At 41.6% G+C, this 26,299-nt stretch carries 26 protein-coding genes and 1 pseudogene; 18 read left to right on the plus strand and 9 right to left on the minus strand.

Annotated features, from left to right (window positions below; translation table 11 throughout):
- Positions 1-34: 34 nt before the first annotated feature.
- The 5 genes from oppB (at position 35) to VCASEI_RS05005 (ending at position 5,210) form a co-directional block, all read left to right on the plus strand.
- Complete coding sequence (gene oppB, locus VCASEI_RS04985; protein WP_086959924.1) at positions 35-955, plus strand: oligopeptide ABC transporter permease OppB; 921 nt, start codon at positions 35-37, stop codon at positions 953-955.
- Between the two features lie 15 nt (positions 956-970).
- Complete coding sequence (gene oppC / locus VCASEI_RS04990; protein WP_086959925.1) at positions 971-1,873, plus strand: oligopeptide ABC transporter permease OppC; 903 nt, start codon at positions 971-973, stop codon at positions 1,871-1,873.
- Positions 1,874-1,940: 67 nt separating this feature from the next.
- Positions 1,941-2,915, plus strand: coding sequence for an ABC transporter ATP-binding protein (gene oppD / locus VCASEI_RS04995; RefSeq protein WP_086959926.1), 975 nt, complete (start codon positions 1,941-1,943; stop codon positions 2,913-2,915).
- A gap of 38 nt (positions 2,916-2,953) precedes the next feature.
- Positions 2,954-3,964, plus strand: a complete 1,011-nt coding sequence (oppF, locus tag VCASEI_RS05000; RefSeq protein ID WP_089110492.1) for a murein tripeptide/oligopeptide ABC transporter ATP binding protein OppF — start codon at positions 2,954-2,956, stop codon at positions 3,962-3,964.
- A 226-nt stretch (positions 3,965-4,190) separates the two neighbouring features.
- A complete protein-coding gene (locus VCASEI_RS05005; protein ID WP_086959927.1) occupies positions 4,191-5,210 on the plus strand; it encodes a LacI family DNA-binding transcriptional regulator in 1,020 nt (339 codons plus the stop codon).
- A gap of 81 nt (positions 5,211-5,291) precedes the next feature.
- Here the strand turns inward: VCASEI_RS05005 and VCASEI_RS05010 are convergent, their stop codons facing one another.
- From VCASEI_RS05010 to VCASEI_RS05035, 6 genes are all read right to left on the minus strand, one after another.
- Positions 5,292-6,389, minus strand: a complete 1,098-nt coding sequence (locus VCASEI_RS05010) for an ABC transporter ATP-binding protein (protein WP_086959928.1) — start codon at positions 6,387-6,389, stop codon at positions 5,292-5,294.
- Between the two features lie 47 nt (positions 6,390-6,436).
- On the minus strand, positions 6,437-7,303 hold the full coding sequence (locus VCASEI_RS05015; protein WP_089110484.1) for a carbohydrate ABC transporter permease: 867 nt from the start codon (positions 7,301-7,303) through the stop codon (positions 6,437-6,439).
- Position 7,304: 1 nt separating this feature from the next.
- Positions 7,305-8,291: a carbohydrate ABC transporter permease gene (locus tag VCASEI_RS05020; protein WP_089110483.1), complete on the minus strand. Its 987-nt coding sequence runs from the start codon at positions 8,289-8,291 to the stop codon at positions 7,305-7,307.
- Positions 8,292-8,358: 67 nt separating this feature from the next.
- Positions 8,359-9,600, minus strand: coding sequence for an extracellular solute-binding protein (locus VCASEI_RS05025; protein ID WP_089110491.1), 1,242 nt, complete (start codon positions 9,598-9,600; stop codon positions 8,359-8,361).
- Positions 9,601-9,639: 39 nt separating this feature from the next.
- On the minus strand, positions 9,640-10,644 hold the full coding sequence (locus VCASEI_RS05030; protein WP_089110482.1) for a LacI family DNA-binding transcriptional regulator: 1,005 nt from the start codon (positions 10,642-10,644) through the stop codon (positions 9,640-9,642).
- 367 nt (positions 10,645-11,011) lie between these two features.
- Complete coding sequence (locus tag VCASEI_RS05035) at positions 11,012-12,223, minus strand: carbohydrate porin (RefSeq protein WP_089110481.1); 1,212 nt, start codon at positions 12,221-12,223, stop codon at positions 11,012-11,014.
- Between the two features lie 517 nt (positions 12,224-12,740).
- On the opposite strand from VCASEI_RS05035, the gene VCASEI_RS05040 reads away from it, so the two are divergent.
- A complete protein-coding gene (locus tag VCASEI_RS05040; protein ID WP_086959935.1) occupies positions 12,741-13,394 on the plus strand; it encodes a MalM family protein in 654 nt (217 codons plus the stop codon).
- A 71-nt stretch (positions 13,395-13,465) separates the two neighbouring features.
- On the opposite strand, the gene VCASEI_RS05045 is transcribed toward VCASEI_RS05040, so the two are convergent.
- Positions 13,466-14,377 (minus strand): ROK family protein, encoded by a 912-nt coding sequence (locus tag VCASEI_RS05045; protein WP_086959936.1) that lies wholly within the window; start codon positions 14,375-14,377, stop codon positions 13,466-13,468.
- 249 nt (positions 14,378-14,626) lie between these two features.
- On the minus strand, positions 14,627-15,907 hold the full coding sequence (locus tag VCASEI_RS05050; protein WP_086959937.1) for a PTS sugar transporter subunit IIC: 1,281 nt from the start codon (positions 15,905-15,907) through the stop codon (positions 14,627-14,629).
- A gap of 182 nt (positions 15,908-16,089) precedes the next feature.
- Between VCASEI_RS05050 and VCASEI_RS05055 the strand changes: the two genes are divergently transcribed.
- The 12 genes and pseudogenes from VCASEI_RS05055 (at position 16,090) to VCASEI_RS05110 (ending at position 25,825) form a co-directional block, all read left to right on the plus strand.
- Positions 16,090-16,395 (plus strand): PTS sugar transporter subunit IIB, encoded by a 306-nt coding sequence (locus VCASEI_RS05055; protein ID WP_086959938.1) that lies wholly within the window; start codon positions 16,090-16,092, stop codon positions 16,393-16,395.
- A 138-nt stretch (positions 16,396-16,533) separates the two neighbouring features.
- Positions 16,534-17,856 carry a PTS sugar transporter subunit IIC gene (locus VCASEI_RS05060; protein ID WP_086959939.1) on the plus strand — a complete coding sequence of 441 codons (1,323 nt, stop codon included), beginning with the start codon at positions 16,534-16,536 and terminating at the stop codon, positions 17,854-17,856.
- Between the two features lie 57 nt (positions 17,857-17,913).
- The gene (locus VCASEI_RS05065; RefSeq protein ID WP_086959940.1) at positions 17,914-19,293 is read left to right on the plus strand and encodes a glycoside hydrolase family 1 protein; all 1,380 of its coding nucleotides are present in this window, start codon (positions 17,914-17,916) and stop codon (positions 19,291-19,293) included.
- A gap of 77 nt (positions 19,294-19,370) precedes the next feature.
- On the plus strand, positions 19,371-19,682 hold the full coding sequence (chbA, locus tag VCASEI_RS05070; RefSeq protein ID WP_086959956.1) for a PTS N,N'-diacetylchitobiose transporter subunit IIA: 312 nt from the start codon (positions 19,371-19,373) through the stop codon (positions 19,680-19,682).
- A gap of 196 nt (positions 19,683-19,878) precedes the next feature.
- On the plus strand, positions 19,879-20,841 hold the full coding sequence (locus VCASEI_RS05075; RefSeq protein ID WP_089110480.1) for a LacI family DNA-binding transcriptional regulator: 963 nt from the start codon (positions 19,879-19,881) through the stop codon (positions 20,839-20,841).
- Between the two features lie 257 nt (positions 20,842-21,098).
- Positions 21,099-22,520, plus strand: coding sequence for a glycoside hydrolase family 1 protein (locus VCASEI_RS05080; RefSeq protein WP_089110479.1), 1,422 nt, complete (start codon positions 21,099-21,101; stop codon positions 22,518-22,520).
- A 108-nt stretch (positions 22,521-22,628) separates the two neighbouring features.
- Positions 22,629-23,735, plus strand: a complete 1,107-nt coding sequence (locus VCASEI_RS05085) for a Gfo/Idh/MocA family oxidoreductase (RefSeq protein ID WP_089110478.1) — start codon at positions 22,629-22,631, stop codon at positions 23,733-23,735.
- 144 nt (positions 23,736-23,879) lie between these two features.
- Positions 23,880-24,284, plus strand: coding sequence for a DUF1801 domain-containing protein (locus VCASEI_RS05090; RefSeq protein WP_086959944.1), 405 nt, complete (start codon positions 23,880-23,882; stop codon positions 24,282-24,284).
- 128 nt (positions 24,285-24,412) lie between these two features.
- On the plus strand, positions 24,413-24,604 hold the full coding sequence (locus tag VCASEI_RS19820) for an antibiotic biosynthesis monooxygenase family protein (protein WP_309598714.1): 192 nt from the start codon (positions 24,413-24,415) through the stop codon (positions 24,602-24,604).
- 35 nt (positions 24,605-24,639) lie between these two features.
- On the plus strand, positions 24,640-25,236 hold the full coding sequence (locus VCASEI_RS05100; protein ID WP_089110477.1) for a GNAT family N-acetyltransferase: 597 nt from the start codon (positions 24,640-24,642) through the stop codon (positions 25,234-25,236).
- 63 nt (positions 25,237-25,299) lie between these two features.
- Positions 25,300-25,389 (plus strand): annotated as a pseudogene (locus VCASEI_RS19860) (AraC family transcriptional regulator); the annotation flags it as partial.
- An 85-nt stretch (positions 25,390-25,474) separates the two neighbouring features.
- A complete protein-coding gene (locus tag VCASEI_RS05110) occupies positions 25,475-25,825 on the plus strand; it encodes a DMT family protein (protein WP_086959946.1) in 351 nt (116 codons plus the stop codon).
- A 42-nt stretch (positions 25,826-25,867) separates the two neighbouring features.
- Here the strand turns inward: VCASEI_RS05110 and VCASEI_RS05115 are convergent, their stop codons facing one another.
- A complete protein-coding gene (locus VCASEI_RS05115) occupies positions 25,868-26,170 on the minus strand; it encodes a cysteine-rich CWC family protein (protein ID WP_086959957.1) in 303 nt (100 codons plus the stop codon).
- Positions 26,171-26,299: the final 129 nt, after the last annotated feature.

A 26,299-nucleotide genomic window follows, 5' to 3' on the forward strand; every position in this document is an offset into this window, starting at 1 on the left:
CTATATTTATTAGTCACAACTGGAAGTTATATATATGTTTAAATTTATTTTAAAAAGGCTGTTAGAGGCAATACCGACTATGTTGGTATTGATCACAGTATCTTTTTTCTTAATGCGATTTGCTCCAGGGAACCCGTTCTCCAGTGAACGCCCGTTACCTCCTGAAGTGATGGCAAATATCAATGCTAAGTATGGGCTAGATAAGCCTGTACTCACTCAATATACAACGTACTTAACCAATATTATTCAAGGTGATTTTGGTCCCTCATTTAAATATCAAGATTACACCGTAAATGAATTGGTTTACGCGGCTTTACCGGTTTCAGCGAAAGTCGGATTTTTTGCTTTCATTTTCACGCTTATTCTCGGAGTGACGGTCGGAACCATTGCGTCATTGCGGCAAAATACATGGGTGGATTATACCATCATGTCGACCGCCATGCTTGGGGTGGTAATGCCATCCTTTGTTCTTGCGCCTGTTTTAATTTACATTTTTTCAATTAATTTAGGTTGGTTTCCCGCTGGTGGTTGGAAAGACGGGAGCTTTTATTATATGTTCCTGCCAATGGTCGGCATGTCATTGCTTTATGTTGCTACTTTTGCTCGTATTACACGTGGCAGTATGATTGAAACTCTAAATAGTAACTTTATCCGTACCGCTCGCGCCAAAGGCTTAAGTTACCGTTACATCATTATAAAACATGCGCTAAAACCTGCACTGCTCCCGGTGGTTTCGTACATGGGGCCAGCATTTGTAGGGATTATTACCGGTTCAGTTGTGATTGAAACCATTTTTGGTTTACCGGGAATTGGTAAGCTCTTCGTAAACGCAGCCTTTAACCGTGACTATTCATTGGTAATGGGGATTACTATCTTAATTGGTTTCTTATTCATTCTTTTCAATGCGGTTGTCGACGTTCTGTTGGCGTACATTGATCCGAAAATTCGTTACTAATCAGAGGCTGACGCAATGTTAAATAAACAACAAAATTTAGATGCGATTGAGAAGTTCTCTGAGAACTTAGAAATTGAAGGCCGCAGCCTTTGGCAAGATGCACGAATCCGTTTTATGCGTAACAAAGCCGCGATGGTGAGCTTAGTCATTCTTGTTCTGATTACATTAGCGGTTATTTTCTTACCTATGTTTGCTCATTATGCTTACGATGATACTGATTGGTATGCTCTGCAAGCGGCGCCATCTTCTGAACATGTTTTTGGCACCGATAGTTTAGGGCGCGATTTATATGTTCGGACTTTAATGGGAGGGCGTATCTCACTCATGGTCGGTATTTTAGGGGCATTTGTTGCCGTGTTGATTGGTACGCTTTATGGCGCTGCATCGGGTTTTATTGGCGGTAAAGTCGACCGTGTGATGATGCGTATTCTGGAGATTTTATACGCAGTACCTTTCATGTTCTTAGTGATTGTTCTCGTAACATTTTTTGGTCGTAATATTGTTTTGATATTTGTGGCGATAGGGGCGATTGCGTGGCTGGATATGGCGCGGATTGTTCGTGGACAAACGTTGAGCTTACGGAATAAAGAATTTATTGAGGCGGCTTACGTATGTGGTGTCAGTAATTGGAAAATTATTACTCGTCACATTGTGCCAAATGTTTTGGGTATCGTAGCGGTTTATTCTACGTTACTAGTTCCAAGTATGATTCTTACCGAGTCTTTCTTATCTTTCCTTGGTCTAGGAGTTCAAGAACCTATGACAAGCTGGGGGGCATTACTGCAAGAAGGCGCACAAACCATGGAGATTGCGATTTGGCAATTGGGTTTCCCTGCGGCATTCATGGTGGTAACGCTATTTTGCTTTAATTATGTCGGCGATGGTCTGCGTGATGCGCTCGATCCAAAAGATCGCTAATTCAATTGGCATAACGTATTAAAAAATAAAGCAGCGCCAGCGAAAAACAGAATGATAAGGAAAGACAATGAGCAATTTATTAGATGTACAAGACTTAAGGGTTGAATTTAAAACCCAAGACGGCATGGTCACTGCCGTGAATGACTTGAGTTTCTCACTCAAACAAGGCGAAACGTTAGGTATCGTTGGGGAGTCTGGTTCAGGTAAATCACAAACCGTATTTGCGATTATGGGCCTACTTGCTAAGAATGGTGTGATCAGCGGCAGTGCTAAATTTGAAGGCAAAGAAATTTTAAACTTGCCGGAAAAAGAGCTAAATACCATTCGTGCAGAGCAAATCGCGATGATATTCCAAGATCCAATGACATCACTGAATCCATATATGAAGGTTAGTGACCAGTTGATGGAAGTACTCATGCTTCACAAAGGCATGGGTAAATCTGCCGCCTTTGAAGAATCGGTACGCATGTTAGAAGCGGTGAAAATACCAGAGGCACGTAAGCGTATTACCATGTACCCACACGAGTTTTCAGGAGGTATGCGCCAGCGGGTGATGATTGCGATGGCATTATTATGTCGACCTAAATTATTGATTGCGGATGAACCGACCACTGCTTTAGATGTTACCGTTCAAGCTCAAATTATGGATTTGTTGAACGAATTAAAGGATGAGTTTAATACCGCTATTATTATGATCACGCACGATCTTGGCGTGGTTGCAGGTTCATGCGACAAAGTTCTGGTGATGTACGCAGGTCGTACAATGGAATATGGGTCGGTTGAAGATATTTTCTATAATCCAAGCCATCCCTACTCTGAAGGCTTATTGCGTGCCATTCCTCGTCTCGATTCTAAAGGGGATGTCTTACCGACGATTCCAGGGAATCCACCGAATTTGTTGCGTTTACCACCGGGTTGTCCTTATCAAGAACGTTGCCACCGAGTAACGGAACGTTGCGGCCGTGAAGCGCCGCAACTTCTGCCATTTGGAGAGGATCGTCATCGTGCTTGTTTTTCTGATTGGGAGGGCTGGAAATCATGAGTCAATCAACAACTTTATTAAAAGAAGGCGTAGAAGCCATGAATGATGCGCCACAATCGAATACCGCCGGTAAAGCGTTATTACTAGATATTAAAGATTTAAAAGTACACTTCAATATTGCAGCTAAATCAGCGTGGCCATGGGCTAAACCTGCCAAACTAAAAGCGGTCGATGGTGTGAACGTTCGATTATACGAAGGTGAAACGCTAGGCGTTGTGGGTGAGTCTGGTTGTGGTAAATCGACGTTTGCTCGTGCGATTGTCGGTTTAGTGGAAGCGACGGAAGGCGAAGTGCTGTGGTTAGGCCAAGACTTAACTCGCATGCAAGCGGTACAAAAGCGTGAAAAGCGTAAAGAAATTCAAATGATTTTCCAAGATCCACTGGCGTCATTGAATCCACGTATGACCGTTGGGGATATCATTGCAGAGCCATTGATTACCTTTTATCCAAGGCTTTCTAAAGTAGACGTCAAAGCTAAAGTAAAAGCCATGATGGATAAAGTAGGCCTATTGCCTAACGTAATAAACCGTTACCCACATGAGTTTTCTGGTGGTCAATGTCAGCGTATTGGGATTGCTCGAGCATTGATCTTAAATCCAAAAATGATCATCTGTGATGAACCTGTTTCAGCACTCGATGTTTCCATTCAAGCACAAGTGGTTAATTTATTGAAAGATCTGCAGAATGAACTTGGCTTGAGCTTAGTTTTTATTGCGCATGATTTATCGGTGGTGAAGCATATTTCAGATCGTGTTTTGGTGATGTATCTTGGTAATGCGGTTGAATTAGGGGAGTCGGATGCCTTATTCGCTAACCCTAAGCACCCTTACACCAAAGCGTTGATGTCGGCTGTTCCGATTCCTGATCCAAGAAAAGAACGAGCTAAGAAAATCCAAATGTTGGAAGGGGATTTACCGTCGCCGATTAATCCACCATCGGGGTGCGTGTTCCGAACGCGTTGCCCAATAGCGACGGCACAATGTGCTGAGCAGAAACCACAAATTAAAGGCACAGATGTGCACGCGGTATCGTGTTTGTTGGTGGATTAACAAAGGTAATACATAATAAGTAAAACAAAAGCAGTGCTGATATTAGTACTGCTTTTTCGTTTTTATGGGTAGGTAATTGGATATTTTGTTTAAGATTAGTTGTTCCCCTAGCATTTTCTAATCCTGTTGATTGAATGGAGGGTCTTAACACCATAGAATATTGAGAAAATAATAAGAATAAATTAGAGACCATACATTGGTCTTTTGCTGCTCAGAGGGAACTAGGGTGAAGAGTAAAAAAATATCCGTGCCAACGGTATACGATGTAGCGGAGCTGGCGGGCGTATCGCCAAGTACGGTATCTCGCTTTCTTAATCGCACCACGTTTGTGGCACCAGATAAAAGTCAGTTAATTGAAAATGCAATTTCAACGTTAGGCTATAAGCCAAGTACTCGCCAAGGAGCAAAAAGCGTGACGCGTAGTATGACGCTGGGGGTGTTGATTCAAAGTGCGGAAAGTCCATTTTCTAGCGAAATTCTTTTTGGGATGGAAAAAGCGGTCACCAGCCGTGGCTATAACCTTTTGATCGCGACCGGTTACTGGAATAATGATGCTGAAAAAAAAGCGATGGATAAGCTGATTGCTCAGAAAGTCGATGGCATCATGACGCTGACCGGGACGTTAAGCGATGAGCAAGTAAACCGTTATGCGGCTAACAAACCAATCGTTGCTATTGGGAGAGCGATGGAAGGTAAAAATGTCACTTCAATTAAAGTTGATAATAGTATTGGTGCTTACATGGCGACCAATCATTTAATTCAACAAGGCCACAGCCGCATTGTTCACTTACAAGGCATCATTAGTCATGCGGATTCCCAGCAACGATTAGAAGGGTACAAGCGTGCTTTGACAGATGCGGGGTTGCCGATTAACGAAAGGCTGATTCGCCGTGGTGAGTTCGAAATGAAAGATTCTTTCGATGTGGTAACTCGTTTAATTAAAGAGAAACAGCCATTTAGCGCTATTTTTGCTGCCAATGACCAAAGCGCTTATGGGGCAATGCAGGCTTTGTATCAACATGGTATCCGGGTGCCAGCTCAGGTATCGGTGGTTGGTTTCGATGACCTCATTTTATCGAGTTATTTTATTCCGCCACTCACAACGGTAAAACAGCCGTTAGAAGGTATTGGACAGGCGGCAGTGTTTACCTTACTCGATTTAATTAATGGTAATAATCAAGCACACCGAGTGCCACCGGTTGAATTGAAAGTGCGTGATTCGACAGCGCCGTTTTCGATTAACTAAGAATTTATTTTGAATTAGGAAATCCCCCATATTACGAAGAAAACGCTTAGTAATATGGGGGCTTAAATTGATAACTCTCTTTTAGACGCTAGCTAATGATCGACCATTTTCTTTATCAAAAAGGTGCAGCTCGTTAATATCCCAAACGATATCCGTAATGGCACTGCTATCGGTATCCACAATGCTGGCTTCAACCAGCAGATGCTGCTCTCCGATTTGTGTTTTTAACAGCATATTAGCACCCAGCAATTCTTTATCTTTAATGCTGACAGTAAAGGATTGAATTTGGTCGTGTTCAATATGATTGCTGCGCAAATAAATATCGGTTGGACGAATACCCACACGAACTGCTTGGCCGCTACGAATTTTATCGTGGAAGCGACTCGGAACGGTCAGCGTCTCTTGGCCTAAATCAACAATGTACTTATCCCCATGCAATTCAATTTTTCCATCTAACAGGTTCATTGAAGGGTTACCGATAAACTGAGCAACAAACTCGTTGGCTGGGTGGCGGAACACTTCTTCTGGGGTACCCACTTGCTCAATATAACCATCTTTTAATATCACCACACGATTAGCCAATGTCATGGCCTCTATTTGGTCGTGAGTTACATATATAGTGGTGGTTTTGAGTGTGCGGTGTAAGGTTTTAATCTCATCTCGCATGGTGCCACGCAATTTTGCATCTAGGTTTGATAACGGCTCATCAAACAAAAACACTTTAGGTGTACGTACCATGGCACGGCCCATTGCGACACGCTGTCTCTGACCACCAGAAAGCTCTTTAGGTTTACGGTCTAGTAGTGGTTCAAGCTCTAGCATCTTAGCGGCTTTACGTACTTCTGTGTCAATGTCAGGCTTTTTCATGCCTTTCAATTTCAATGCAAAGGCAATGTTTTCATATACGGTCATATGCGGGTAGAGCGCATAGCTTTGGAATACCATTGCCAGATCACGCTCTTTGGCATCCACGTCATTGACCACACGGTCGCCGACAATAACATCGCCAGACGTAATGTTTTCCAAGCCGGCTAACATGCGAAGAATGGTTGATTTACCACAACCCGATGGTCCGAGTAAAACTAAGAATTCACCATCTTGTACTTTTAAATCGAACTGCTTGACGACTTCAACATCGCCAAAAGATTTTTTTAAGTTTTTAAATTCAACTTGTGCCATATCGGTATCCTTACTGATGAATCATGGTTCATCAAAAATATAATTACTTATCCTTTGACCGCGCCAGATGTGAGGCCGCTGATCATTTGACGAGATGCAAATAAATAGAAAGTTGCAATTGGGAGAATCGAGATAAAGGTCCCCAGCATTACCGCCCCCCAAGGTGTATTCGGTAAGTTTTGAACGGAGCGCAGTGCCAGTGTTACGACGTAATTTTCGGTTGAGTTCAATACCACTAATGGGGTTAAAAAGTTATTCCAAAAGAACACGAACTGCACGATGGCCAGTGTTGCCAATGCTGGTTTGAGTAACGGTAGTACTACGCTCCAATAAGTGCGAAATTCACCTGCGCCATCAAGTTTAGCTGCCTCCAATAGTTCTCTTGGAATGGATGCCACAATGTGTTGACGCATCAAAAATATTCCAAATGGTGTTGCAGTGAAGGGGAGCCATACCGCCAAGTGGTTATCGAGCAAGCCTAGAAATTGTACCGTTAAGTAATAAGGAATAATGCTTAGCACGGGTGGGATCATCATAGAACCAACCAACAGACCAAATAATGCATTTTTGCCTTTAAACTTATACACCGCGAATGCGTAACCACCCATACTACAAAATAGTAGTGAGATAGTGGTGCCTAGAAACGCCACCTTAAAGCTGTTAAACATCGACTGCCAAAACGGCATGATTTCAAGCAGTTGCTCATAGTTATAAGCCAGGCTATCACCCAGTGCGAAGCTAAGGTCAACACCGAAAATTTCAGTACGATCACGCGTAGCAAGAATAGCGGACCATAAGAATGGAAAGACCGTCATGATTGCCGATAAGATTAAAAATAATCCAAGGACGATCAACACCACTTTGGTGATGATGTCTGACCAACGAATGCTTGGTTTTGTTTGTATATTATCCATATTAATTGGCCTCTAATCCTTTCTTACCGAAGAAGAAAAATTGCAATGCAGTCATCGTGGCAATCAGGGCGAAGAGCAGCCAAGAAATTGCCGATGCGGTTCCCATCTCTAACCATTCCCAACCCACTTTATAGAGGTACATCGAGATAGTTAAACCTGACTGGCCTGTACCACCTGTACCGCGAGTTAATACAAATGGTTCTTCGAATAATTGCAGGTTACCGATAATCGTTAGGGTGACAGCAAAGAAAATAAATGGACGGATCATAGGTAAAGAAATGTGCCAGAAACGACGCAATGCATTGGCACCATCCATGCGAGCCGCTTCTAAAATATCTTTAGGAATCGTCATTAAGCCGGTGGTGTAAAGCACGATGTTAAAACCGGTATATTTCCAGAACACCACAAAGGCAATCGAAGGTTTAATTAAGGTTGAATCTTCTAACCAGCGAATCGGTTGAAAATCCAATACCCAAGCAAAAGCCCAGCCAAAGAAAGGGTTATTGGCTAAGGAAATAAGCGCCTGGTTAATAATGCCTGATGTTGGTGAATACATGTTAAAGAAGATCAGCGAAACCGCGACCGTCGACGTAATGTATGGCAAAAAGTAGGCAGAGGTTAGCCAGTGGCGTAATCGATCGGAAAACGATACCAGAGCATAAGCTACAGGAATCGCAACCACATGCTGCATAACACCAGAGGTAATCGCTAACCAAAATGTATTTTGCAGAGAGCGCCATAACCACGGGTCAGTCAGTGCAATGTCGTAGTTCTCGATTCCGACATATTTCATGGCAGATAGGCCTTCTACCGGGTTCCAAGCATGGAAGGATAAATAGACAGAAAACAACAGTGGGAATAGGCCAAACACAGCAAATAAGATTAAAAAAGGCATTAAAAAGCCATATGGTGTAATTTTGGACCATGAAAAACGCGAGGCTTTTTTGTTGCAGTGAGCCGACACTACTTGATTGACAGCTTGAGTCATAATCGGTTCTCTTAGCAGAAAGTGACAAAAGAAGGCGTAGACATTGGCTGCCTACGCCATTAACAACTTATAAGTTACGGGTACGGCGTTTAATTAAACGTTCCGCTTCTGCTAATGCTTCTTTGATATCTCGGTCTTCATCAAGAACTTGCATTAAAGCATTCTCTAAGATGATCGCACGAGCCACATGGTCACCTTTAGCCGGCAAGACGGGTTTGATATTTTTTGCTACATCAGCAAATAACAAACGTGCTTTTTGGCCACCTAGGAATGGGATTTCCTCATTAAAGATTGGGCTATCATAAGTGGTTTTATTGGCTGGGAATGCACCAATGGTTTCAAAGTGTTTAAGTTGCACTTCACGCTCAGTCGTCATGTATTGGATAAGTTTCCAAGCGGCTTCTTTGTGTTCACTTTGCTTAGGAATGGATAGGAAAGAACCACCCCAGCTACCATAGATACCGTTAGGTAAGTTCTCTACACCCCATTTGCCAGAGGTTTCAGGTGCGATCCAGTTTTGTAAGTGACCAAGTAGCCAAGCACCAGAAAGCTGTGTTGCAAAGGTACCTTTACGGAAGCCTTCATACCACTCATTACTCCAAGCCGTGATACGAGCATCAAGACCCTTATCGCGGATTTCTTTTGCAATAGTGAAAGCTTTAACAAATCGAGGGCTAGTGACAATCGGCTCACCTTTGGCATCAAAATAGAGGCCTTCATTATCACCGACAGTGGTAAAGATAATCGCTTGAGCAACATCAGCAGCCGATGCAATTAGGTAGACATTATTTTTCTTGAGTTCTTCACCATAGGCGATGTAGCTATCCCAATCTTTAATCACTTCATTGATATTTTCGCCAGTATCTTTAAGTAGGTCACGGCGGTAGTACATTACGCCTGGGCCTAAATCAACCGGGATACCATAAACGCTACCATCAGCTCCTTGACCTTGCGCCCAAGCATAAGGAGCAAATTGATCTTTATATTGGTCAGCTTTAAAAGAGGCAGATAAATTGACTAAGCCGCCTGAAGCTACAAATGGGCCAATTTTTTCGACATCCACGACGACGACATCGCCCGCGCCAGAGCCGGTTGCGAGGTTTGTGGTTAATTTAGTGTGATGGTCACCATGGTTATTCATTAAGTAATCGACTTTGATTCCTGTTTTCTCGGTAAAGTCAGGTAGCAGTACATTTAAACTACTATCAAAATCGGGAAAACCATCAAAGCGGATATTTTCTTCAGCCTGGACTGAACCAACAGCCGCAGCGCTGACCATCGCAGCAAGAGTAATAGACTTCAATTTCATCATTATTTCGTCCTTAAAATGTTATTGGTTTATGGTTTTTTATAGAGGTGCAATCGCCATGGTGGATTCACGGACGACTAATGTCGGCGTAAATTTAAATTGCACATCGGGTTTTTTCTTATTGAACTTTTGCAGTAACAGATGAACCGCTTCTACGCTCATTTTTTCAATAGGGTAATGTATTGTGGATAGGGCAGGGGTGACGTATTGGCTGAAAATAATATTGTCAAAGCCCATGACAGAGATGGCTTTCTCTTGAGGCCTTTCCAATTCGTTAAGTGTTTCGATTGCCCCGATCGCCATTAAATCGTTACAGCAAAAAACGGCTGAAAAATCGAGATTACGGTTGAGTAACATTTCCATGGCTTTTGCCCCAGTTAACTCGGTAAATCCAGCTTCTGCGACTAATCTAGAATCGTAAGCAATATTGGCTTCTTCTAAAACAGTACGATAGCCTTGTAAGCGTGCGCGAGCATCAGGCTTGGATAGTGGCCCTGTAATACAAGCAATGCGACGATGACCTAATTCGATTAAATGCTTAGTGGCTGATTTACCACCGAGCTCATCATCCATTTCAATACAGCTGCTATGCAGCTCGGGAATCGAACGGCTTAGTATCACTACTGGTAATTTTTGTTTTGATAATTCAATCAAATAATCATCAGACAAATAAGAGGTGTAGATCAGTAGAGCATCGACTCGGCGACTTAACAAAAACTCGACCGCCATCTGTTCGCTTTGCACGTTTTGACCGCCAGCGGTCACCATCAATTGATAACCCAATGGTCGCAGGGTTTCTTCAATAGTGCTCATGATGTTGCCGTAATATGGACCTGCGAGTTCAGGAATAACCAGACCAATACAGCCTGAGCGATTGAGGGCGGCAGAATGGGCGATGGATTGTGGGCGATAATCTAACGCTTGAATGGCTTTTTCAACGCGCAGTTTCTTATCATGGCTCACTCGACTGCTTCCGTTTATGACACGTGAAACGGTCGCTTGAGAGACTCTAGAAAGTTCAGAGACTTGTTTGATTGTTGCCATGCTATATCCTTTAGCTTTAGTGATTTCATTTAATGGTGTCCACATAATGAAAGCGGTTTCCAAGTGATGTAACACTATGCAATGAATGGCGTGAAAGGCGAGAATTCATTTCTCGGTTTGTTTATCCCGAAGCAAGTAAGTCTTCAAAGCTTGAAAATTGAAACAAAAAAATCCAGCTTCATGAAACATTTCAACTTTATTTCATGACGGTTATTATCAAAGCGTCACCATCATCAAAAAAAGCCTTTCTGAACAAACTGGCCGTTATTCAGAAAGGTATGAAAAGCATGTATTCATATATAAAGGATTAATATGTGGGAATGAAAACTAGATATTCCCACAGGCAGCGGTTTAAAAGAGAGAGTGCTTACCACCATGCTTCAAACATTGCACCGAAGGTTAGCGCATCTGAATCACCATCTTTTGCACCAGATAGTCCAACAAACTCAGTATCAAGCTGTCCGTAAGTGGTATAGAAACGTAGCATTGGGCGAGAACCCATGAAGCTACCTAGACCGATGTTTTGTGAAAGCGTGGCTTTCCAAGAAGAGTTGGTACCTTTGTCTGAATCAAAGTCCACTTGGTCATAACCTAACTCAAGCCAAGTACTCATACGATCATTCCAACGGTATCCAGGGCGAATAACGGCTTGGCTCCATTTCTCATCATCACCACTAGCATTAGTCGATAAATCATTGTCTTCAAAGCTTAATGCGTATTCCATCAATATGGTTTCAGTGAAATCAATCGCACCATATGCGAACACACCGAGTGAACCGCCATCGTCAGCAGCATTGCTCCATAAGATGCCGTTACGAACACCGTCACTGTAGCGAACGGCAGTTTCGTTCCAACCGTTTGACCAGGTAATACGGTGAATGGCTGCAATTTGATATGCATCGTTATCATCAACATCAGTGGTGATCCCGGTGTCCGCATCTGTTGACGATCCATTGCCAAAACCATAGTTAAAGTGGAAGCGTAAGCTTTGAGAGTCAGTTAGGTTAAGATCATGCAGTTTAGTCACTAGCGCGTAACGACCATTACGGCCTTTATCCCCGGCAACCACAGAAAAGTCTAATTTTGCAAAGTTTAGGTCTAAGTTATCAACACCGGCACCGGTCCCATCATTTTGTAGATAGAAGTAATCATTTACCCCGATTTGTTCACGACCGTTAAAGCGTTGGCCAGCCCAAATATAAGCATCTGGTTGGGTGGCAAAAATGCCTTTACCGCCCGCATATGCCTGAGAAATCCCCGTCGGGTTACCGTCATAACCATCGTCCAGCATGACTGCAACATCCCATTGCATGTCATCTTGTTCAAAGATTTTTTGTAATTTAAACTCAAAACCATTGCCTTCGTTGCCTAAACGGCCGGTTGCTTGGTATTGGCTGCTGGCGGTTTTAATGACGTTAATCCCATTTTTTACCGAGCCGTCGTAAAGAGCATCATCAGCGGTATAGCCAGCACCGTAGCGGGCATAACCGGTAAATAAAAAGGCATCGTCGGCTTGTGCAGCAAGTGGTAGCAAAGTAGAGGCAGTAACAATCGCCAATGTGAGTGTTGAAAGTTTCATATAATTTCCCTTTATATGCACAAATTAAACTGTGCTCGTTATTTTTTATTGGTGTTTCCTAAATGCAGTGCAAAGTATATGAAGTGAAAGGTTTGAAATTATTGAATGGAATCACATGGAGTTATTATTGGAGAGGCTTATGAAATTGCTATTTGGCATGTTTAATGCTGATTAGATCACAATAAAATATATTTCGATTAATAAAAGTGTATTCATAATCACGAATTTAAATTAAAACTCCCGTCTTTTAGTCGAATGGTGATCTGAATGAATAGTTGGCAGTTTCATGAACTAAGTAACCATACGTGATTATCATCACGTTATTCATTGCACTTTATGTGCAGGGTTGGTGGATGATGCATGAAAAATTTCATAATGTTGAAATATTTCATTATGTGATTTTATTTTTTTAAATCTTAATAATGCTAGGTTGCAAGTTTGTTTAAAACACAGCAATCTAAATAAAAGGGAATAAATCTATCTTAAGAAGAATCATTATTTATCGAAAGGAACACAGATGAAAAAAATACTGACATTAAGCGTATTATTAGCCTTGGCCGGATGTGCGGATAAAAATGGCAATATATTTAATCCCAACCTATTTGGATCAGACAAAGCTGCGACGACAGCAGAAGAAGTCAAACAAGTTTCCGACCTGCAGTCGATGGCCATTACCACAAATACTTTTTCAGACATTGAAGCCACTTACTTAGCATCCAATAAAACAGTACCGTTTAGCCTATCTCCGAAAGATGCGGTCATGCAGCTTGACTCGGGAAAAACCTTTGTCAAAGTTTTTGCTTTACCACAGTTAGAATTTGACCAAGGAATTCATATTAGCAGTCAAGCACGAGAGACCGTGGTCGTGCCTTATTTGCAATTTCTTGATGGTCAATTTAAGCCGGTTGGAGAAGAGATAAAATCAACTTACTTGGCCAAATATGACCAATTTGACTTAATCGCTCCAGTGAGTGGCATGTCTAAATCGATTCGTTATATAGCGGTATATAGCCATCAAGATGAGTATGGTAAACAGACTCAATTATATGATGCAGAGCAAGCTTATAATAAAGAGAATGGTGTGGATCAACCGGCTAAACCTTGGTTGAAAACCACCCATGTTCCAGTTGGTAATTTAACGATCAAATTGGAACGTTTGACTGATCAATAAAGACTAAAAATCATACAGAAGAAAGTCACGATAATATATTTACTATCGTGACTTTTTTAATGATGGAATATTTATGTATCCAGTTGTTGGCGTTGCAAGTAGTGGAATAAAGCCCCAATTAAATTGGCATCATTGCCTGCTTTACAAACGCTTAATTGTGGGCGAACGCTAGAGTAGGGGTTTTCAACAAATATTTGTGCTAACTTTTCTTCTATTTTGTCTAATAGGTCAAGACGACTACTGATGGCTCCACCAATAATGATTCGATCAGGATCGATGCAATATTGTACATTATAGAGACCATAAGCCAACATTTGATACCACTTATCGATAATCGCCTGTATGCGTTCATCACCGGCTTCGGCTAGTTCAAATACTTTTTTACCGTTCAACTGTTCTTCTGGTATGCCCAGTAATTTGGCGGTGTGTTGCACTAAAGAACGTGTCGCGCCACAACCACTTAAATTTACCGGTTTACCGTCATCATCCACACCGATAAACATGTAGCCAAATTCAGCGCCATGTAAATGCTTGCCATGGTGTACTTTACCGTTTATCACGGTCGCGCCTCCGACCCCACTTCCTATGACCAATAAGCAAAAGTCATCGTCAATATTAGAGTGCCATAATTCGGCAAGAGCGGCGCAATTGGCATCATTCTCGATTTCACAATGGAGTTGGTAATGCCGTTGAATGTGTTCTCTGAAATTCGGACCATGTAGATAACGCAACGCACTATGCCCATAGATAATACTCGAATCACAATCGACTGAACCGGGAGCGCTGATGGCAATACCGGCCACTTGATACTGGCGAGTGAGTGGCAGTAGGTGCTGTTCAAACTGTTGCCAAAAATCATCAATATTAGTGGTTGGGCTAGGGTAACTACCCTTTGAAACTATCTCTCCGCTTTGGGTTATTATGCCGTATTTGACGGCGCTACCACCGATATCTAACGCTAAATAATGTAGTTCACTCATCATACAACCTTTATTCCATGAGCAATGGATAGAAAAGGCTTACTCAACAAGACTCTCACAAAGTGAGCTTAGAAAGCAGTGGTAGAGTCGGAGCTTGTTACCGTTAAGTAAACCAAAATTTGTTATTGCTTGGTTAGAAACAAATTAACAAATCAACTGAAAAGACAAACGAAATTTTGCTAGAAGATGATTGTATTGAGTGCTGCAATGCTTATATATCAGTGGATACTCACATTTTGTTGGTGAAACTTGCTATGAAATAGTTTGAGTTTCTTGGTCAATTAACCACTTTTCATGCACTTTAAAAAATGGGCGATACAGCATCCAAGAGTTAAACATCGCAAATAACACCATCAAAGCATTATGCAAACTTCCGTTGGCTGCTAAATAAGCACCAATTGGAGCTGGCATCGACCAAGGTAACATTGAGATAAATGGGTCGAGTATTCCGAGTTGAGTGAAATGCCACGCAATCACGGCATTGATTAACGGCACAAACACAAAAGGTAAGAAGAAAAGCGGGTTCATAATGATCGGAAAGCCGAACAAAATCGGTTCGTTAATGTTGAATAAAGCTGGAATAAAGCCAATTTTACCAACGGAGTTGAGCTGTTTTGAGCGGCTTTTCATTGCCATGAAGACTAAGGGGAGGGTTGAACCAACCCCGCCAATTAATAAGTAGTAATCCCAAAAACCTTGCAGATAAATATGAGGAGCCGGCTCACCTATAGCCAGTGCAGCCTGATTTGAAATTAAGCCACTGAGCCAAAATGGATTCATAATTCCAGTGACAATTAATGCGCCATGGATCCCCATAAACCAAAGGATTTGGCAAAGCAGTAATGAAAACAATACCGCGGTTAATGTGTCACTGGCGATGACTAAAGGCTTGAACGCTTCGGTGACTAATTGTGGGAAATATAAACCTGTATATTGTTTTAAGGTTAAATTAATAATCGCAAGAGAAAGCATAATAAATAACAGCGGTAAAATTAGCTTAAAGCCATTGCGAGTGATCAACGGGACTTCTTCGGGTAAATCTAAAAACCAGCCTTTTTTATAAAAAAACCGGATCACTTCAATGCTGTAAATACTTGAGATCAGGGCAGTAAATAGGCCGTTACCACCTAAAAAACTTTCTGGTGAAGATTGCTCAACCGCACCAGTTAATAATAAAAAAGCAACGCAACCGGTCAATCCCGAAAGCCTCTCTGGAATTCGATATTGTTTAGCTAAGCTGGCACTCGCGCCAAAGGCAATGAATAAAGCTATCAGCCCCATGGTATGCTCAAACATGGTCGAAAAGAAATGCCGATGCTCGAGCAAAAATGCGTTTATGTTGGGGTAATTGGCTGGATTAAACGGCGGGAAAATGAAGGGAACAAATAAGCTACCCACAATAATAAAGGGCATCGCAATTTGAAAACCATCACGAATGGCAATCAGATGTTTACTGCTCGCTAACCAGTTCGCCACGGGAGAAATGTGACGTTCAACACGTTTCATCAGTATTTGATTGGTTTGATGGTTCATTTTTTCCCTACCCAAAAGTTTATCGAGATCTCATTTTGCCAGACTTTCTTATTTAATCCGGTGATCAAATTCACAGTTAGGTTTCCAACTAATGGAAACCGGTTTCCATATTGTTTCCTTGTGCTAATTTATTATCAACAGAACAAGACATACAAATTAAATTACTCAATAGGAATACTGCCATGAAAAAAATTATGCTTTGCTGCTCAGCTGGAATGTCAACTAGCATGCTGATGAAAAAAATGATCGAGGAAGCGGCTAAACGCAACCTAGAAGTGGATATTCAAGCTTTCGGCGCTTCAGAGTTTGACCAAAAAGCGCCTAACTTCCAGTGTGTTTTACTTGGCCCTCAAATCAAATATATGCAAGCAGATCTACAAAAGAAAGCTGATGCATACGGTATTAAGGTAGAACCAATTAACATGATGGATTACGGCATGCAGAAGGGCGACAAAGTTCTCGATCACGCGCTGTCTTTGATTGATTAATGGTCAATCATAACAACCAAAACCAATCAGTGGCACATCGAATTTTATCATAGCGTGCCACTCGTCATGACCACTTCGCTTGCAATCTGTATTTACTTTTTTGCAGGTATTTATCTCAGACAAATCTAGGACGCATGTATGAGCTCAATTAATGATTTATTGACGAACTTTATTGAACAAAAAGTGACGCCAATCGCAGGACGCATCGGCAATCAGAAATACGTTACTTCCATTCGTGATGGCTTTATTTCAGCGTTACCATTTATGATCGTTGGTTCGTTCATGCTGGTGTTTATTTTCCCTCCCTTTTCACCAGACACCACATGGGGTTTTGCGCGTGCTTGGTTAGACTTTTCGAATGAATACCGTGAACAGCTAATTTTACCTTTTAACCTTAGTATGGGGGTTATGACCTTCTTCATCTCTACTGGGGTTGCCGCGAGTTTAGCCCGCCATTACGATTTAGATCCGCTAGCGACAGGCCTGCTAGCATTGATGTCATTTTTACTGGTTGCCGCGCCAATTGAAGATGGCAAATTAGTGATGACCTACTTTGGTGGCCCAGGTATATTTACGGCATTGATTACCGCGATTTACTCAACGGAAGTGTACGCATTCTTAAAGCGTAAAAACGTCACCATCAAACTTCCACCTGAAGTACCAGCCGGTGTATCTCGCTCATTTGAGATTCTAATTCCAGTGCTAGTGATCATTATGACGTTGCACCCATTGAACCTATTGATTGAATCTGAAACAGGCATGATCATTCCACAGGCGATTATGTCACTGCTTGAGCCATTAGTCTCCGCCTCGGATTCTTTACCTGCCATTTTACTTGCGGTATTTGTGTGTCAAATTCTATGGTTTGCCGGTATTCACGGCGCCTTGATTGTCACTGGTATCATGAACCCATTCTGGTTAGCGAACTTGGCCGTAAACCAAACTGCGTTAGCGAATGGTATTGAGCCACCGGTTATTTTCCTACAAGGGTTCTGGGATCACTATCTTCTTATCGGCGGTGTAGGTTCAACCTTACCACTTGCCTTTATGTTGGCGCGTAGCCGTGCGGTTCACCTGCGCACTGTGGGTAAGCTAAGTAGTGTTCCTGCGCTGTTTAACATCAATGAGCCATTACTATTTGGCACACCTATCATTATGAACCCAGTGATGTTTATTCCATTCGTGTTCGTGCCAATGATCAACGCAGTCGTCGCTTATTTTGGTCTTAAATGGGATTTGGTTGCACACGTAGTATCGGTAACACCATGGACAACACCAGCACCAATCGGCGCATCATGGGCGGCAAATTGGGCCTTTAGTCCTGTCATTATGTGCTTTATCTGTATGGCGATTTCGGTAGTGGTTTACCTACCTTTCCTAAGAGCTTATGAGAAACAATTGCTTGAGCAAGAAGAGCAAGCAGCAAAAGAAGAAGCTCAAGGTCAAACCGTAACTGCGTAATAACCAACGATGGTGGTGAGGTATTCACCACCATCATCAATAAAAGGTAAGCATTCAATGCAATATCAATTTCCAGAAAACTTTTGGTGGGGCAGTGCATCATCAGCACCACAAACCGAAGGCGCGGCTTTTGAAGATGGTAAAGGCGAAAACATTTGGGACCTTTGGTACAAGAATGAACCCAACCGTTTTTTCAATGGCGTAAGTGCCACAGAAGCATCAACGTTTTATAAAAACTACCGTTCTGATATCGCATTGATGAAAGACATTGGCCACAACTCGTTCCGCACTTCAATTTCATGGTCGCGCTTAATTCCAACCGGTCGTGGTGAAATAAACCCAAAAGCGGTTGAGTTTTACAGCAATGTGATTGATGAAATGGTGGCGCAAGGTATTGAGCCATTCATTAATTTATTTCACTTTGATATGCCGGTGGCGATGCAAGAAATCGGTGGTTGGGAAAATCGTGAAGTGGTTGATGCGTATGCTGAATTTGCCGCGACCTGCTTTAAATTATTCGGTGATCGAGTAAAACACTGGTTTACCTTTAATGAGCCAATCGTGCCAGTGGAAGGCGGTTATCTATATGATTTCCATTATCCAAATGTAGTGGATTTTCGACGCGCAGTTACCGTTGGCTATCACACTATTCTAGCTCACTCCAAAGCGGTCATCGCATATCGTGAACAACAGCAAGATGGACAAATTGGCATTATTTTAAATCTAACGCCTTCTTATCCTCGCTCACAAAATCCAGCCGATGTGAAAGCGGCAGAATATGCAGACTTATTGTTTAACCGTAGTTTCTTAGATCCAGCGGCCAAAGGCGAAGTGCCTCAAGGCTTGATTGAAATATTAAAGCAATACGACCAAATGCCAGAGTGCCAAGCGGGCGATTGTGAAATTATTGCAGCCGGTAAAGTGGATTTGCTTGGGGTGAATTACTATCAACCTCGCCGTGTAAAAGCACGTTTAACCGCGGTTGATCAAAACTCACCATTTATTCCTGAGTGGTTATTTGAAAACTATGAAATGCCAGGCCGTAAAATGAATCCACATCGTGGTTGGGAAATTTACGAAAAAGGCATTTATGACATCATGATCAATTTGCGGGATAACTACGACAACATTCCATGCTTTATTTCTGAAAATGGTATGGGGGTTGAAGGTGAAGACAAGTTCTTAAAAGACGGCCAGATCCAAGACACTTATCGTATTGATTTTATTCAAGATCACTTAACTTGGTTGCATAAAGCGATTCAAGAAGGGGCCGATTGTCGTGGCTATCACTTGTGGACTTTTATCGATAACTGGTCTTGGTGTAACGCTTATAAAAACCGTTATGGTTTCTACAGCCTTGATTTAAAAACTCAAACGCGCACCAAAAAACTGAGCGGTGAATGGTTTACGCAAGTTTCGAAAAATAATGGCTTCTAAGAAAAATTCAATCAGAACGCTTTGAAGCAATAAAGGTTATTGAATAATAAAAAATTAAATAGGACACGAAAATGGATATGGATTTAGAAGAACAAGTAATGGGTATCATCATTAATGCTGGTCAATCAAAAAGCTTAGCCTTTGAAGCACTTTATGCGGCTAAAGCGGGCGATTTTGATAAGGCAGAAGCTTTGATGAAAGAATCACAAACGTTCGCCAATCAAGCTCACCTTGTACAAACTAAGCTGATTGAAGCCGATGAAGGTGAAGGCAAAACCAAAATGACCCTTATCATGGTTCATGCACAAGATCACTTGATGACCAGCATGCTAGCCAAAGAAATGATGGCGGAATTGATCGCGCTGCATAAGAAAGTGGCAGAGAAATAAGCCAATACGCCCATTTGGTCCCCATGCCAAATGGGCTATTTATTTGAACAAATCAAACCATTAAATCCCCATTCTAAATTTAAGGTTTTTGTTGCGGTATCTTGCAAAACTCAATGAGATATAGAAACTCGCATCTTGAAGTTACTTGGGTATATAATCATTAAATTAAAAGCAGTATGAGTGAGACAATAAGTTCATGGCCACTATCACAGACGTATCACGATTAGCCAATGTATCAAAAGCCACCGTTTCTCGTGTATTGAGCGGTAGCCGCGGGGTGCGTGAAGATAGTCGTCTTACTGTGTTAAAAGCTGCTGAAGAACTCAACTACAGCCCGAATATTGCCGCGCAAAATCTAGCGACACAATCCACCAATTATGTTGGCGTAGTATTAAATACCGCCGATGCCGCTAGCCTTAATAGTTACCTGCCTTTAATATCGCGGAAGCTAAAATCAATGAAGAAATTGATGTTAGTGCAATTTGCTGAAAGCGATCATGAACAGCAGAGTGCTTTAATGGAATTACACAGTCAATGTGAAGCGGTTATCTTGATTAATGGCACAATCAATACTTCTGCTTTTGAGCGTGTATTACATATGGATGGTGTGATGAGTGACGCTCACGCATCGGTGGGGTTTGATTATCAATTTGCCGCAGAAAGCGCTTGCCGTTATTTACTAGGAAAAGGGCATCGTAAGATTGCTTTATTGGTCGATGATTTAGAGCAGGGAAGTTGCCAGGATTTATTAAATGGTTATAAAAATGCACTACAGAATTCGTCATTGCCGTATGATCGCCGTTTGATTTTGGAAGCGAAACATCAGCTTGAACAATCTCTACTAGGGCTGATTAATAGCTTTACGCAATATACGGCAATTGTGGTGAAGCGTGATAGTTATGCCGCAGAAGCGATGCGCATCATGCGTGAATTTAATATCCAAGTTCCGAAAGAGGTATCGGTTATTTCATTAGAAGATTCTCCTTTGGCGCAACAGCTTAATCCAACACTGACTTGTATCAGCCATTCTAGTGAGCAATTGGCTGATTATTGTATGGATAACTTACAAACGCTTTTAGAACGATCAATCCAAACTATGAAATCAAGCCCTTTAATTTCTGGCCGTTTAGTCAGCCGAGAATCGGTTTCGGATTTATAATTAAACTTATTTTTCTTCAATATATTTGATTGAACCGCCTTTCTTTGGCGGTTTTTTTATCGGTGTCACTTTCATCGCTATGAAATAAATTACGCCAGTTTCATGGCATAACCATCAATGTGATTTATCGAACGAAACCCGAATTAGTCTAGAGTTTTGAAGGATTTCTCGTCGTCAATTACAGTTAATTGACGGGCTTTACGTTAACGTAGAGCTAATGATTATTTCACTAATAACAATGAAGTTTAAGGATAGGTATGGCATTTCAAGATGATTTTTTATGGGGTAGTGCATCGGCGGCATATCAAATTGAAGGCGGGGCAAGTTTAGATGGAAAAGGTCCATCGATTTGGGATACCTACTCACGCATTGCAGGTAATACTTTTAAAAATACTACCGGTGAAGTGGCGATCGATTTCTACCATAAGTTTGAAGAAGACATTGAGCTGATGAAAGAGATGGGCTTAAACGCGTATCGTTTCTCTGTTTCATGGTCTCGCGTAATGGCAGATGGCCGCACCGTGAACCCGAAAGGGGTTGAGTTTTATCATAAGGTTATCGATAAATTGATCGAGGCTGGTGTAGAGCCAATCTTAACGGTTTATCACTGGGATCTACCTCAAGCACTGCAAGATGAATACGCCGGCTGGGAGAGCCGTGAAATTATTAAAGACTTCACTGCATTTTGTGAGCTGCTTTATAAAGAATATGGCAAAAAGGTGAAGTATTGGGTAACGCTCAATGAGCAAAATATCTTTACTGGCCTAGGCTATGTGCAAAAGCTTCATCCGCCGAAAGTATCGGACTACCAGCGTTTTATTAATGCTAACCACATTGCAAGCCTTGCTAATGCGAGTGCAATTAAGCTGTTCCGTGATATGGGTATCGAAGGTCAAGTTGGTCCAAGTTTCGCTTATGGCCCAACGTATGCCAAAAGTGAAAAACCAGAAGATGTGATTGCGATGGAAAATGCGCAAGAAATCGAAAACTTCTTATGGATGGATGTCTACGCAAAAGGTGAATACCCTCGCATTGGCTTGAAGCTGTTGGAAAACTTAGGCATTAAAGTCGATTTCCAACCGGGCGATAAAGCCCTGCTTAAAGCGGGCGTATGTGACTTCATGGGGCTCAATTACTATCAATCGGCCACTTTCATCGATCCTAATCAGAAGCAAGACAATGTGCAGGCCGGTAATGCGGCGCAGGTATCTGTGGTATCAGAAGTGAAAGAGATCCCAACGCAAAAGCTTTATGCTCGCGCTGATAATGACTACCTTAAAATGACCGATTGGAATTGGGCCATCGATCCAAATGGTTTACGGGTGTCGTTACGTCGTATTACTTCACGTTACGGTGTTCCAATTCTGATTAGCGAAAATGGTCTCGGGGCATTTGATACCTTAACGGAAGATGGCAAGGTGCATGATGACTATCGTATTAACTTCTTAAAAGAGCACGTTCAAGCGATTGAAGCGGCGATTGATGATGGCTGTGAAGTATTAGGCTACTGTACTTGGTCATTCCAAGACTTGTTTAGCTGGCTCAACGGTTACGCAAAACGTTACGGCTTTGTTTATGTCGACCGTGATGAAGAAAGCGAAAAAGAGTTAAAACGCTACAAGAAAGATAGCTTCTACTGGTATCAAAAAGTGATTGAAAGTAATGGAAAAGAGTTGTAATTATTTTATGACAGACGCTTTGCTCTGATTGAGTACAGGGTATAACATTTAGGTGGCTGGCGTATAAATAGTGCGTCAGCCATTTTGTATTAATGGGGTGTGAATAGGATGAAATTAGGTTTTATTGGCTTTGGTAAAAGTACCAATCGTTATCATATGCCCTTTGTGGAAGCTTCTGGTGAATTTGAGGTGGTGGGTTTTTATACTCGTGGTTCTCGGCATTTTGATATGCCATATCCATCATATAACCAAAACATTCAACGATTTGACAGCGTGGAAGCTTTGCTTTGTTCGGATGTTGAAGTGATTGCCGTCACAACACCAGCTTCTTCTCATTATGAGTATGCGAAACAAGCTATTCTTGCACATAAGCATGTCATCGTTGAAAAGCCGTTTTGTGATACGTTAGGCCAAGCAAAGGAATTGTATCAACTTGCAGAACAGAAACAGGTGAAAATAACGCCTTATCAGAATCGTCGTTTTGATAGTGACTTCTTAACGATTAAGGCGGTATTACAACGGAAAGATCTTGGCCGGGTGATGGAGATTGAATCAAATCATACCCATTATCGACCCGACGGTGCCGACTATTCTGGTCATCAATACGATGGTAGTGTATACGGTCATGCGGTTCATTTTATTGATCAAATTGTCAGCCTATATGGCGAACCTGATTCAATCCTCTATGATGTGACCAATCATAAAAATTATTACATCGGCGCAGGAAAACGTTTTGGCGAGTATGCGGATGATACCCATTCGGAACAAAATAAAGTGCCTGAAGATTACTATGACATCAAATTGATTTACGGTAATTTAAGAGTTCGTGTAAGGCATTCGCAATTAGTCGTAAAAGAGCCACCTCGCTGGATCATCAATGCGACCGAAGCAACGGTGGAAAAATATTTTATCGATCAGCAAGAGCGCGATCTTAAACAAGGGATATTCTTAGACACTCCTAGCTTTGGTCAAGACAGCCCAGAGGGTATTTGTACGCTTTATTTTAAAGATCATCAAGAGGTAATGGCGGCTAACTATCATCATTACACTCAATTCTATAAAAACGTTAAATTGTGGATTGAAGGCAACGCAGAAGCCCCTGTGAGCAAGCCGGAAGCGCTAGTTGTGATGCATATTTTGGAAACCATCGTAAATAAACAAGCCTTTAAGCCATTAGGAATATTGCCGTTTATAAAAGATGAAGCACGTCGATAACTCATCATACTTAAATAGAGGAAAGCCGTTCCTGCTGGTCCGGTTTATTTTACTCTTGCTGAAACTGCATCTTGAAGTTACTTGGGTATATAAGGTGATTTAAGTATATTGAGTACTATGGACTGAATTAATGAGAATACTAAAATGGGACTCAATATCCAAGATACATTCAACCGCTACCCTGAACATATTCAGAGGCTTCTATTACCTATTCGCGCTTTAATTTTTGATATTGCAGACGAGCAAAATTTAGGTGATGTTGAGGAAACCCTTAAATGGGGTGAACCAAGTTATTTGGTTAAAAGTGGCAGTACCGTTCGAATGGATTGGAAGCCTAAATTCCCTGATCAATATTTCATTTTCTTCAACTGCAATACTAAACTTGTTGATACCTTCCGAGAATTGCATTCAGATGTGCTTGAATTTCAAGGTAATCGTGCCATTGTATTGAATGTGAATTCACCACTTCCAACGTCCGTGATTAGGCAATGCCTTGAGCTATCACTTAACTATAAAACCATTAAACATTTACCGCTGTTAGGGGCTTAAGAAGAAATTAGAATGCCGTTAATTGTCAATATGCCAAAGCCTCCATATTACTTACGCAGTCATTTTTACTTCACATCGTACCGGTATAGATAATGGTCAGGGCAAGATATCAGACAAAGTGGCGGAGCTTGACTCACAGCAATCCGGATTTATTGGGGGGCGAGTCAGCCAGAGAAGATGTAGGTATAGCTGTTTCCTATTGGAAAGATCTCGAAGCGATTAAGAATTGGAAAGTAAATCTTGAACATCGAGAAGCGCAAAAACAGGGGCATGAAAATGGTGCTCCTCTTTCAAAACTAGAATATCGAAAGTTGAGCTAAGTTACGGTATTTAAACATTTACACAAGGATGAACTATGTGGCTTAAAGAAGTTGAATTGGAATCTAACACTGTTAAATTAATTCCGTTGCAAAGAGAACATGCAGATGATCTGGTTGCCGCCGCCAGTGATGGGCGTTTATGGGATCTGTGGTATACGTCGGTTCCAAATGCTGAAACGATTGAGGCTTATTTGGCTTTTGCTTTTCAAGAGCAAGAACGCGGTGCATCGTTAGCGTTTACCGTGCTTGATAAAAGCACCAATAAAGTAATTGGCTCGACGCGTTTTTGTAATGCTGATGTAAAAAACCAAAGAGTTGAAATTGGTCATACGTGGTATGCGAAAAGCTACCAACGTTCTGCCGTCAATACAGAATGTAAGCAATTGTTGTTAACTCATGCATTCGAAATATTAGATGCCATTGCGGTTGAGTTTAATACCCACTGGCATAATCAAGCATCACGAACCGCGATCGCACGTTTAGGTGCTAAGCAAGACGGCGTATTACGTAATCACAAAAAAATGGCGAATGGGGGGTATCGTGATACGGTTGTATTTTCAATTATTAACACGGAATGGCCAGTGGTGAAAATGAGCCTAGAGCAAAAGTTAGCAATGCATCGACAATTTTAGGCATAAATTCTTCGATGCGGTTTGAAAGGATAACGGAGTTAGCTTTGGAAGAATCTAAAATTTTACGATCAGAGTCATTTTAGCCGTAATTTCAAGAAAGCCGTTGGTGTCTCCCCTTCCAATTATTTGACGGATAGAACTAGTCGCAATTAACTGGGCAGTGATTTTTTTATTGCCTGTTTTTAAAACGATGCTATTTTAATTCGCCTTTAATATCCATCATTTTATTGAGACCACCATGCCGCCTATTTTTATTACGATTTCCCTTTTGGTATGCAGCAATGTGTTTATGACGTTTGCTTGGTATGCCCATTTAAAAGAATTGGGTAATAAACCTTGGATTATCGCCGCTCTGGTGAGTTGGGGGATTGCATTATTTGAATATCTGTTCCAAGTACCGGCTAACCGTATTGGCTATACTGTGCTTTCCGTTGGGCAGCTAAAGATCATTCAGGAAGTGATTACTTTGTCGGTATTTGTGCCATTTTCAGTGATGTATTTAAAAGAGCCACTGAAATTGGATTACTTATGGGCAGGTTTATGTTTACTGGGCGCAGTGTATTTTATTTTCCGTAGTAAATTAGGTTAGTTACAATTTCAACTTCAACTGTAAGTTAATTATTGCTATTGATTATGCCGTTGGTGTCTTTTCCAAACATTTTCGGCATAAACATAGGTCGTTTGGTTTTTCCACTTCCCGCTTTTCAACATTAAAACACCAGCATGTTGATTTACCTGCAGCAATGTCGCAATGGGTATTCTCATTGCACTCAGGGCAGGGATGTGTGGTTTCAGTACCTGAAATTGTTGCTATTATATTCTCTCGTTTCTCATCGTCTAGGTGACGCCAATTTATGATTTCATCGATAGTACGATGACAACCAGAACAGAGGCCACCATTATTTTTACATGCCGCAATACAGGGTGTTTTCATGATAGATTTTGTGCCCAGGAAGTAGAATGACGCGGACTCTAGCATGGTTGAAAAGCGGAGTCACTTATTCAAAATTTTTGAACGACATCAACGATACTGACGGACGGTATCCATATTCTTAGCCTTTAT

It is taken from the genome of Vibrio casei (assembly GCF_002218025.2).
Taxonomy (GTDB): domain Bacteria; phylum Pseudomonadota; class Gammaproteobacteria; order Enterobacterales; family Vibrionaceae; genus Vibrio; species Vibrio casei.

What these genes read in the sequence shown, in the direction of transcription:
- oppB (WP_086959924.1), top strand. Translation starts at nt 35, where the DNA reads ATGTTTAAATTTATTTTAAAAAGGCTGTTAGAGGCAATACCGACTATG.
- oppC (WP_086959925.1), top strand. Translation starts at nt 971, where the DNA reads ATGTTAAATAAACAACAAAATTTAGATGCGATTGAGAAGTTCTCTGAG.
- oppD (WP_086959926.1), top strand. Translation starts at nt 1,941, where the DNA reads ATGAGCAATTTATTAGATGTACAAGACTTAAGGGTTGAATTTAAAACC.
- oppF (WP_089110492.1), top strand. Translation starts at nt 2,954, where the DNA reads ATGAATGATGCGCCACAATCGAATACCGCCGGTAAAGCGTTATTACTA.
- VCASEI_RS05010 (WP_086959928.1), bottom strand. Translation starts at nt 6,389, where the DNA reads ATGGCACAAGTTGAATTTAAAAACTTAAAAAAATCTTTTGGCGATGTT.
- VCASEI_RS05015 (WP_089110484.1), bottom strand. Translation starts at nt 7,303, where the DNA reads ATGGATAATATACAAACAAAACCAAGCATTCGTTGGTCAGACATCATC.
- VCASEI_RS05020 (WP_089110483.1), bottom strand. Translation starts at nt 8,291, where the DNA reads ATGACTCAAGCTGTCAATCAAGTAGTGTCGGCTCACTGCAACAAAAAA.
- VCASEI_RS05025 (WP_089110491.1), bottom strand. Translation starts at nt 9,600, where the DNA reads ATGAAATTGAAGTCTATTACTCTTGCTGCGATGGTCAGCGCTGCGGCT.
- VCASEI_RS05030 (WP_089110482.1), bottom strand. Translation starts at nt 10,644, where the DNA reads ATGGCAACAATCAAACAAGTCTCTGAACTTTCTAGAGTCTCTCAAGCG.
- VCASEI_RS05035 (WP_089110481.1), bottom strand. Translation starts at nt 12,223, where the DNA reads ATGAAACTTTCAACACTCACATTGGCGATTGTTACTGCCTCTACTTTG.
- VCASEI_RS05040 (WP_086959935.1), top strand. Translation starts at nt 12,741, where the DNA reads ATGAAAAAAATACTGACATTAAGCGTATTATTAGCCTTGGCCGGATGT.
- VCASEI_RS05045 (WP_086959936.1), bottom strand. Translation starts at nt 14,377, where the DNA reads ATGATGAGTGAACTACATTATTTAGCGTTAGATATCGGTGGTAGCGCC.
- VCASEI_RS05050 (WP_086959937.1), bottom strand. Translation starts at nt 15,907, where the DNA reads ATGAACCATCAAACCAATCAAATACTGATGAAACGTGTTGAACGTCAC.
- VCASEI_RS05055 (WP_086959938.1), top strand. Translation starts at nt 16,090, where the DNA reads ATGAAAAAAATTATGCTTTGCTGCTCAGCTGGAATGTCAACTAGCATG.
- VCASEI_RS05060 (WP_086959939.1), top strand. Translation starts at nt 16,534, where the DNA reads ATGAGCTCAATTAATGATTTATTGACGAACTTTATTGAACAAAAAGTG.
- VCASEI_RS05065 (WP_086959940.1), top strand. Translation starts at nt 17,914, where the DNA reads ATGCAATATCAATTTCCAGAAAACTTTTGGTGGGGCAGTGCATCATCA.
- chbA (WP_086959956.1), top strand. Translation starts at nt 19,371, where the DNA reads ATGGATTTAGAAGAACAAGTAATGGGTATCATCATTAATGCTGGTCAA.
- VCASEI_RS05075 (WP_089110480.1), top strand. Translation starts at nt 19,879, where the DNA reads ATGGCCACTATCACAGACGTATCACGATTAGCCAATGTATCAAAAGCC.
- VCASEI_RS05080 (WP_089110479.1), top strand. Translation starts at nt 21,099, where the DNA reads ATGGCATTTCAAGATGATTTTTTATGGGGTAGTGCATCGGCGGCATAT.
- VCASEI_RS05085 (WP_089110478.1), top strand. Translation starts at nt 22,629, where the DNA reads ATGAAATTAGGTTTTATTGGCTTTGGTAAAAGTACCAATCGTTATCAT.
- VCASEI_RS05090 (WP_086959944.1), top strand. Translation starts at nt 23,880, where the DNA reads ATGGGACTCAATATCCAAGATACATTCAACCGCTACCCTGAACATATT.
- VCASEI_RS05100 (WP_089110477.1), top strand. Translation starts at nt 24,640, where the DNA reads ATGTGGCTTAAAGAAGTTGAATTGGAATCTAACACTGTTAAATTAATT.
- VCASEI_RS05110 (WP_086959946.1), top strand. Translation starts at nt 25,475, where the DNA reads ATGCCGCCTATTTTTATTACGATTTCCCTTTTGGTATGCAGCAATGTG.
- VCASEI_RS05115 (WP_086959957.1), bottom strand. Translation starts at nt 26,170, where the DNA reads ATGAAAACACCCTGTATTGCGGCATGTAAAAATAATGGTGGCCTCTGT.